Genomic DNA, 8,742 nt, shown 5'->3' on the forward strand with positions numbered 1-8,742 from the left:
CATATCGTTCAGCCCCCTCGAAGACCGGCGTTCAGGACCGCGCGAGCCACCGGCGCGGCCACCGAGCCACCGGTCGCGGCAAGCGCCCGGTCCCCACCGTTCTCCACGATCACCGCGATGGCGATCTTCGGGTTCTGCGCGGGGGCGAACGCGATATACCAAGCGTGCGGCGGCGTGCTGCGCGGGTTGGACCCGTGCTCCGCGGTGCCGGTCTTGGACGCGATCTGATAAGGGGTCTGGCCACCTCCGGCGGTGTTGCTCTCCGACGCGATCATCAGGTTGGTCAGGGTCGACGCTACATCGGCGCTGACGGCCTGGCCGACCGAGACCGGCTTGGTCTTGGTCAGCTCGCTCAGATCCGGGCCCTGCAACTGATCGACCAGGTAGGGCTCCATGCGGACGCCGCCGTTGGCGATGGTCGCGGCGACGACCGCGTTCTGCAGGGGGGTCAACGCGACGTCGCGCTGCCCGATGCTGCTCTGGGCCAGCGCGGCCTCGTCGGCGATCGGGCCGACGGTGCTCTCCGCCACCGGCATCGGGATCCCGCGGTGCGGGCCGACACCGAACGCGGCCGCTTCGTCCTTGAGCCGCGCGGAGCCCACCTTGAGTCCGAGTTCGGCGAACGCGGTGTTGCATGAGCGCCGGAACGCCTCGAACAACGAGGCGGTCGGGTTCGGACCGCACGTGGAGCCGTTGTAGTTCTCCATCGGGACGGTGGTGCCGGGCGGCGTGAAGTTCGGCGCGGCGGTGAACTGGTCGTCGGGAGTCGCGAGGCCGTTGGCCAGCGCGGCGGCGGTGACCACGACCTTGAACGTGGACCCGGGCGGGTAGGTCTGGGAGATGGCGCGATTCAACATGGGATGGCGCGGATCCGCACTCAGGGTTTCCCATGCCTGGGTGCCGCGTGCGCCGTCGTGCCCGGACAACCGGTTCGGGTCGTAGCTGGGCGTGGACACCATGGTCAGGATCTTGCCGGTGCTCGGCTCGATCGCCACCACCGAGCCGGTGTAGTCCTTGCTGGTCAGCTGGTCGTAGGCGACCTGCTGCATCACCGGGTCGAGCGTGGTGAGCACGTTGCCGCCGCGCGGATCCCGGCCGGAGATCAGGTCGACGAGGCGGCTGCCGAACAACTGACTGTCGGAGCCGTTGAGCACCGAGTCCTCGGCGCGCTCCAACCCGGTGCTGCCGTACTGCATCGAGTAGAAACCGGTCGCGGGCGCGTACGCCTCCGGCTCGGTCGGGTAGGTGCGCAGGTATTTGTAGCGGTCGTCGGTCGCGATCGAGCTGGCCAGCACGGTGCCGCCCGCGGAGATCTGCCCGCGCTGGCGGGAGTACTCGTCCAGCAGCACGCGGGAGTTGCGCGGGTCGGAGCGCAGGTCGTCGGCCTTGATCACCTGCACGTACGTGGCGTTCGCCAGCAGCGCGACGACCATCACCATCACCGCGACGGCGACTCGGCGTAGTGGAGTGTTCATGTCAGGGGCCCCGCTTCCGGTCGTCCCGCATCGCGGCGCAGCAGTTCGGTCTGCGCGTCGGCGAGCGGCGCCGGCTCCTTCTTACGCACCGGGGCGGGCGCTCGGGCGGCGTCGGAAATCTTGATCAGCAACGCCAGCAACGCGTAGTTCGCCAACAGCGAAGACCCACCGTAGGACATGAACGGGGTGGTGAGGCCGGTCAGCGGAATCAGCTTGGTCACACCGCCGACCACGACGAACAGCTGGATCGCGATGGTGAACGACAGGCCGGCCGCGAGCAGCTTACCGAAGCTGTCGCGCACCGCGAGGGCGGTGCGCAACCCGCGCACCACGAACACCAGGAACAGCACCAGCACCGCGGTGAGCCCGATCAGCCCGAGTTCCTCGCCGATGGTGGTGACGATGAAGTCGGTCTTGGCGAACGGCACCTGGTTGGGCCTGCCGCTGCCGAGGCCGGTCCCGGCAAGGCCGCCGGTGGCCAGGCCGAACAGCGACTGGGAGATCTGATAGCCGGTGTTGTTGTAGTCGTCGAACGGGTGCAGCCAGGTCTCCACCCGGACCCGCACGTGGCCGAACAGCCGGTAGGCGAACAGGAATCCGAGGGCGAGCAGTCCGCCGCCGATGACCAGCCAGCCGACCCGTTCGGTGGCGATGTAGAGCATCACCAGCACGGTGCTGAAGATCAGCAGCGAGGTACCGAGATCCTTCTCGAACACCAGCACGCCGATGCAGACGATCCAGACGGCCAGGATCGGGCCGAGGTCGCGGCCGCGCGGGAACTCCATGCCGAGCACGTGCCGCCCGGCGGCGGTGAACAGCTCGCGCTTGGCGACCAGCACCGAGGCGAAGAAGATGATCAGCAGGATCTTCGCGAACTCGCCCGGCTGAACGCTGAAGCCGGGCAGCCGGATCCAGATCTTCGCGCCGTTGGTCTCGGAGAACGCGCTGGGCAGCAGAGCGGGGATGGCGAGCGCGACAAGGCCGATCAGGCCGAGGGTGTAGCTGTAGCGGGCCAGCGTGCGGTAATCGCGCAGGGCGATCAGCAGCGTGATGAACACCAGCGTGCCCAGCGCGGTCCACAGGATCTGCTGGGTGGCGTCGGGAGAGGGGGTCGCCCACGAGTTGTACGCGGCGGTCTGCTGGTCGGCCAGGTCGAGCCGGTGGATGAGCACCAGGCCGAGGCCGTTGAGCAGCGCGACGATGGGCAGCAGCAGCGGATCGGCGAACGGGGCGAACCGCCGCACGGCCAGGTGCGCGATCGCGAACAACGCCAGGTAGGCCAGACCGTACTTGGCGATGTCCCAGGTGATCGACTGTTCCTGACTGGCCTCGACCAGGAAGAGCGACACGGTGGTGATCACCGCCGCGGCCCCGAGCAGCAACAGTTCGACGTTTCGTCTGGTGCTCGGCGGTGGCGCGGGAGCGAAGCCGCCCGGGGGACTGGGAAAAGCTCCAGCCGACGGCGGTGCCGGCGCGGACATCAGTCCGTCACCCGGCAGCTCTCCCCCGTGGTCTGGGGGGTCGGCGATATGCTCGACGGCGTGGCAGGAGCCTCCGACTTCGTCGGCGTCTTGATTTCGGTGCCCCTGGCGTCACCCTGCTCCGGCGCCGGTGCGGGCGCGCCGGTGGCCGGTGGGGGCGCGGCGCCGTTGGGCGCGGGCGGTGCGGGCTCGGCGGACGGGACGACCCCGGGCTGCGGCGCCGCTTCCTTGACCGGGCAGGGCGGCAGCAGTTCGCGCTGGGCGAGGTAGGTCATCGAGTCTCTGGCCTTGTCCAGCGAACCCGGCGGCAACCCCTTGTCCACCTGATCGCGGCCGGTCTGCTTCAGATCACTGACCTTCAGCGGCTTGCACGAGGACGGCACGTCCTGGCCGGGCTCGGTCAGGGTGAGTTCACCGTTGCGGGTCACGCACCCGACCAGGTTCACGTCGTGGATGGAGTAGCCGAGGATCGACCCGGGCAGCCCGCGCAGGACGACGACCGAACCGTCGTCGGCGCCGACGTAGTAGTTGCTGCGAATCATCTTGTAGCCGACGACGAGCCCCACACAGACCGCGACGACGAGCGCCAGCGCGAGCACGATCCAGCGCAGCCGGTGCGACTTCTTCGCGGGCGGTTCGGGCGCGGCGGCGGCGCGGCGCGGCGCGGCGCGCGGCGGACGCAGGGCGGAGGCCCGGCCCGCGGCGGTGTTCGGCGGAGGGCTGTCCTCGTCGACGCCGGACGCGGCGCCCGCCACGATCGGGTGGCTCTGGCCGTAGTCCAGATCGATGACGTCGGCCACCACCACGGTCACGTTGTCGGGACCGCCGCTGCGCAGCGCCAGCTCGATGAGCCGGTCGGCGCACTCGTCGGTGCTGCCCTCGCGCATCGTGTTCGCGATGGTCTCGTCGCTGACCACGTCGGACAGGCCGTCGGAGCACAGCAGGTAGCGGTCGCCCGCGCGCGATTCGCGCATGATCAGCGTCGGCTCGATCTCGTTGCCGGTGAGCGCGCGCATGATCAGCGAACGCTGCGGATGCGTGTGCGCCTGCTCCGGTGTGATCCTGCCCTCGTCGACCAGCGACTGGACGAACGTGTCGTCCCGGGTGATCTGGGTGAGCTCGCCGCCGCGCAGCAGATAGGCGCGCGAGTCGCCGATGTGCACGAGACCGAGTTTCTTGCCCGCGAACAGGATTGCGGTGAGCGTGGTGCCCATGCCGTCGAGCTCGGGCTCCTCCTCGACCTGATCGGCGATGGCGGCGTTGCCCTCTCGGGTCGCCGCGTCGAGCTTGCCGAGCAGATCGTCGCCGGGTTCGTCATCGTCGAGATGGGCGAGCGCGGCGATCATCAACTGGGACGCGACTTCTCCCGCGGCATGGCCGCCCATGCCGTCGGCGAGCGCGAGCAGCCGTGCGCCCGCGTACACGGAGTCTTCGTTGTTGCCTCGGACGAGACCGCGGTCGCTGCGCGCTGCGTAGCGGAGAACAAGTGTCACGATCGCAGCTCGATCACTGTCTTGCCGACACGGACGGGCGTGCCGAGCGGAACTCGGACCGCGGTGGTGACTTTCGCGCGATCGAGATAGGTGCCGTTCGTCGAGCCGAGGTCTTCCACGTACCAGTCGTCACCACGCGGCGACAGTCGCGCATGTCTGGTCGAGGCGTAATCATCGGTGAGTACCAGCGTGGAATCGTCCGCACGCCCGATCAGCACCGGTTGGGTGCCGAGCGAGATGCGGGTGCCGGCGAGTGAACCCTGAGTCACCACAAGAAATTTGGCGCCCTTCTGGCCCCGGCTGAAGGATGGCAGCACCGCGGAACCGCGCGCGGCCCTGGGCTGAATCCGAATGCCGGATGCCGCGTAGATGTCGCTGCGCAACGTGCGCAGCACAGCCCACACGAACAACCACAACAGCAGCAGGAACCCCGCACGGGTCAATTGCAGGATGAGTCCCTGCACGGCGCTCCACCTCCTGTTCGACCGTGTACGTAGGTGCGGTTCGACCACCCCCACCAGCCTGCTGGTCTTGCCGGCCCCGGTGTCGGCGCCGCGCGTGTGTTGGCAGCATCATAGGGCCGTCGGTCGATTTCGATCACGATAAGACCGACGAATCCCTCGAGAGCCATGTCGTGACCTGCACCGCGAGCTTACGGGATCAGACGATACGGATCAGGATCTCGGAGTGCCCGGCACGGATGACATCGCCGTCGGCGAGTTGCCAATCCTGCACCGGGGAGCCGTTCACCAGGGTGCCGTTGGTCGAGCCGAGGTCGGACAACATCGCGGTCTGTCCGTCCCAGCGGACCTCGATGTGCCTGCGCGAGACGCCCGTGTCGGGCAGCCGGAAGTGCGCGTCCTGGCCGCGGCCGATGATGTTGCTGCCTTCCCGCAGCTGGTAAGTCCGGCCGCTGCCGTCGTCCAGCTGGAGGGTCGCCGAATAGCCCGAACCGGCCTGCGGCGCGGCGCCGTAGCCTTGCCCGCCCGCGTAACCCTGCGCGGCGCCGTACCCCGGTTGCTGGGAGTACGCCTGGCCATAGCCGCCCGGCTCCTCCTGGGCGTAGCCACCCTGATCGGCGTAGTTCTGATCCCCGTAGTTCGGATCGGTGTAGCCGGACTGCCCGTATCCGGGCTGGCCATAGCCTGGCTGGCCGTAGCCCGGCTCGACGTAGCCCTGCTGGCCGTAGCCCGGCTCGGCGTAGCCTTGCTGGCCGTAACCCGAGTCGCTGTAGCCTTGCTGGCCGTAGCCCGGCTCGGCGTAGCCTTGCTGGCCGTAGCCCGGCTCGGCGTAGCCACCCTGCTGGCCGTAGCCCGCTTCGCCGTAGCCGCCTTGCTGGCCGTAGCCCGGCTCGGCGTAACCCTGCTGCCCGTAGCCCTGGCCGCCCTGGCCGCCCTGCTGGTAGTCGTAACCGTTCTGGTAGTCGCCGTAACCCTGCTGCGCGTCCGGCGCCTGGTAGTCCGCCCCGTACGCGCCGCCGCGGCCGTAGTCGTCGCGGTACGCGCCGTTCTGCGCACCGCCGCGACCGGCAGGCGGTGGAGCGTACCCGCGGTTGCGTGGATCGGACTCCGCGGGCTCACGGCTCGGGTCGTAGCCTGAGTTCTGCGTCATGGGGCCAGCTCCTGGTTGCGGGTGTGCAGGTCGTTGTGGCGGTGATTCGGGGCCGCGAGCCGCGCTGGCTCTGTGTCCGACGTCGGGATCGACGCGGCCACTCGCCCTGAACTGTCCGGTGTGCAGCGTAGGTGATGCCTCGAATGCCACGTGTACTTCGCCGTAGGTCTGCCAGCCTTGCTCGCGGATGTAGTCCTGTAGATGTTTGGCGAACGCGCGGGTGGTGAGGTCGTGGTCGGCATCCAACTGCTGGTGATCGGAAGAGTTGATCGTGATCACATAGCTGTTGGGTGCCAGCAGATGCCCGCCGCCCACGTCTTGGACATGATCGGCGGCTTCGCGTTGCAGCGCCGCCTCCACCTCCTGCGGTACGACACTGCCGCCGAATACTCTGGCGAACACGTCACCGACGGCGCCTTGCAGGCGACGCTCGAATCGCGAAACGATGCCCATCTCGGCCTCCCTTCGGTGAGCGTCTCTTCCTGATTCGTAACAACGACACGCGTGTATGGCGTGTCGTTGTTCGACCACGTTCATTGCATGATATCCACGATCGTCCACACCTGTAACTCTTGGCGACAGCCCTGGGTTCCCGCGCCTGTCCAACCCCCCGGTCAGGCCTCTGAAATGGCGATTTCGTATCCGGCGCGAGGCCGTGATACTGTCTCCCAGTCGCTCGGGCGAGTGGCGGAATGGCAGACGCGCTGGCTTCAGGTGCCAGTGTCCTTCGGGACGTGGGGGTTCAAGTCCCCCTTCGCCCACAGAGATAGCGGGAAAGCCGCGTATCAGTACGTACTGATACGCGGCTTTTCTCGTCGAGTGCCGGGTCGGGGGCCGGAAACGCTGTTCATGCCCTGCTCGCCGGTATTCCCGGTGTAGCGCCGAACGCATGACGACCAGGTCGCCTTCGGCGAGCTGGTCCTCGATTCGGTGCCGCCGGGAGTGGCGTCCACAACACGCGAAACGCGTGTTCGACGCCCTTGCGGTCAGGGAACGGCGGAGGCGAGTGTTCGAGGCAGTCCTCGGCGACGAAGTCGTCCATGGCGTCGACGTTCCCCGCGTCGATCTCCGCACAGAACCGCCCGACCAGCGCCTTTTGTCGCGACTCAGGCCAACGGACCGTGGCGGTCGACGAAGCGCTGTTCGAACGCTGCGACGAATTCCGCCTGATCGACCGCCGACGAGGAGTGCGCGAACTCGCCGTCGTCGGCGATGTAGAAGATCGCCCGGCGCGACCGCGCGTCCTCGGGCCCCGGCACGTGCACTCGCCAGCCGACGCCGAGGCGCTCGGCGGTCAGCTGGGACAGCGGATACCCGGTGGTATCGAACTGCCGTCCGGTGATGTAGTCCCGTACCCGGCTGATCGCCTGTTCGGGCGGCATCGTCTCCGGCACCGTGGACAACAGTCCGGCCACCGAGAACTGGTAGAGCGCGCCGTCGATATCGAAACGGCCGTCATCTCCGAAGACGGCGGCCAGCGCCGCTCGTGTCACCCTCCCCGCCTCGGCGGCGGACAGCAATGCTCCTATCGCCTCCGGCACGTCTTCGCCCCGGCTGTCCGCGACTACGCCCGCCACGATCTTGATCGCCGTCTCGCGTGTCCACACCCCTGGCACCGCGGGCGCGCACTCCTGTGCCGACGGCGACTGCCCGCGGTACCACCGCCCCGCCTCCCACCAGTAGCAGAACGACAGCAGGCCCGAAGCCGCCCGCGGATTCAACACCGGATCGGCCACCCAGTCCGGCGCGCCGCCGTACAGCTCCGGCATCGGTGCGCCCGCGTTGTAGACAGCGTCCAAGGTCGGCGCATTCCATACGCCCCCGGACAACACCGCTCGCCCGGCTGGAAGCGCGTGCAATGTCGACCCGCCACGTGCGGTGCCTTCGAATATCCCGACCCAGGGCAGCATCCGTGGACCCCAATCCGACTTCGCGGCCACGAACGCAGCGGCGATCGTCGTCCACCGGGCCCACATCTGCGGGAACGGCGGGAACTCGTTCTCCGCGAGCACCGCCCAGACCTTTTCGGCCCGGTCGGCGCGCGCCTGGGCGGCGGCCTGCTGTGGAGTACGCCGCTGCCGGTCACCATGGCCGATATAGGCGGCCAGCCACACGGGTAATTTTTGGCGCGGATACGCCTCGAGGTCGGCGCGATATGCCTCCGGGACGAACAGGTGACCGTCTGGGAAAGGCTCATCGCCATAGTCGTACGCGACCTCGATCTCGCCGGAGCTCGTCGTCGCGATCATCATCCGCCACCACGGTTCGGCACCAGAACCGGCCGCGAGAGCACGGTGCTCCCGGACGATGGCACGCACCGGCTCCGGCGGGTCTACGGGCATCGCTTGCTCGCCAACGGTATAGACAAGCTGGGCGATCTCGCCCACCACCGTGACCGCGAACACCGCGTCCACCCGCTGCCACCCCGTCGGCGCGTGCGCCGCCAGCGCACGAGCGAGCGGGTGTTCGGCGGTCAGCTCACCGGGTTCTGCTGCCACGTCGTCCTCCATATCGATATCGAGCCACTGGTCTCGCCGTGCACCGCCGAGTAAGCAGTGTCCTTCTGCGGTGGCAACGCGAACGTCGAAGATAGCCGGGGCGCGAGATGACGTGTCCTTGACGCCGACCTCCTCGTCTTGGTCGATGCAACGCCGGTTCGTTCCTGCTGTCCTCCATCTGCTT

General features: G+C 68.3%; 6 protein-coding genes and 1 tRNA gene. 1 reads left to right on the forward strand and 6 read right to left on the reverse strand.

All coding sequences use genetic code 11. The annotated features are described in order from the left end of the window. Positions 1–8 precede the first annotated feature (8 nt). From ON19_RS00270 to ON19_RS00290, 5 genes are all read right to left on the reverse strand, one after another. Entirely contained in the window at positions 9–1,475 is a 1,467-nt protein-coding gene (locus tag ON19_RS00270) for a peptidoglycan D,D-transpeptidase FtsI family protein (RefSeq protein ID WP_043684442.1), read from the reverse strand. After that, the gene (locus ON19_RS00275) at positions 1,472–2,956 is read right to left on the reverse strand and encodes an FtsW/RodA/SpoVE family cell cycle protein (protein WP_043684445.1); all 1,485 of its coding nucleotides are present in this window, start codon (positions 2,954–2,956) and stop codon (positions 1,472–1,474) included. Before ON19_RS00275 ends, ON19_RS00270 begins: the two co-directional genes overlap by 4 nt. Next, positions 2,956–4,449 (reverse strand): PP2C family protein-serine/threonine phosphatase, encoded by a 1,494-nt coding sequence (locus ON19_RS00280; RefSeq protein ID WP_043684448.1) that lies wholly within the window; start codon positions 4,447–4,449, stop codon positions 2,956–2,958. The genes ON19_RS00275 and ON19_RS00280 overlap by 1 nt, the downstream gene beginning before the upstream one ends. Further along, positions 4,446–4,913 carry an FHA domain-containing protein FhaB/FipA gene (locus ON19_RS00285; protein ID WP_014980860.1) on the reverse strand — a complete coding sequence of 156 codons (468 nt, stop codon included), beginning with the start codon at positions 4,911–4,913 and terminating at the stop codon, positions 4,446–4,448. Before ON19_RS00285 ends, ON19_RS00280 begins: the two co-directional genes overlap by 4 nt. A gap of 196 nt (positions 4,914–5,109) precedes the next feature. Then, positions 5,110–6,513 carry an FHA domain-containing protein gene (locus ON19_RS00290; protein WP_043684452.1) on the reverse strand — a complete coding sequence of 468 codons (1,404 nt, stop codon included), beginning with the start codon at positions 6,511–6,513 and terminating at the stop codon, positions 5,110–5,112. 225 nt (positions 6,514–6,738) lie between these two features. On the opposite strand from ON19_RS00290, the gene ON19_RS00295 reads away from it, so the two are divergent. Next, positions 6,739–6,821 (forward strand) — tRNA-Leu (locus ON19_RS00295). A 345-nt stretch (positions 6,822–7,166) separates the two neighbouring features. Here ON19_RS00295 and ON19_RS00300 read toward each other — a convergent pair. Further along, positions 7,167–8,558, reverse strand: a complete 1,392-nt coding sequence (locus tag ON19_RS00300; protein ID WP_227954534.1) for a hypothetical protein — start codon at positions 8,556–8,558, stop codon at positions 7,167–7,169. Positions 8,559–8,742 lie beyond the last annotated feature (184 nt).

The organism is Nocardia abscessus NBRC 100374 (genome assembly GCF_000308455.1).
Lineage (GTDB): Bacteria > Actinomycetota > Actinomycetes > Mycobacteriales > Mycobacteriaceae > Nocardia > Nocardia abscessus.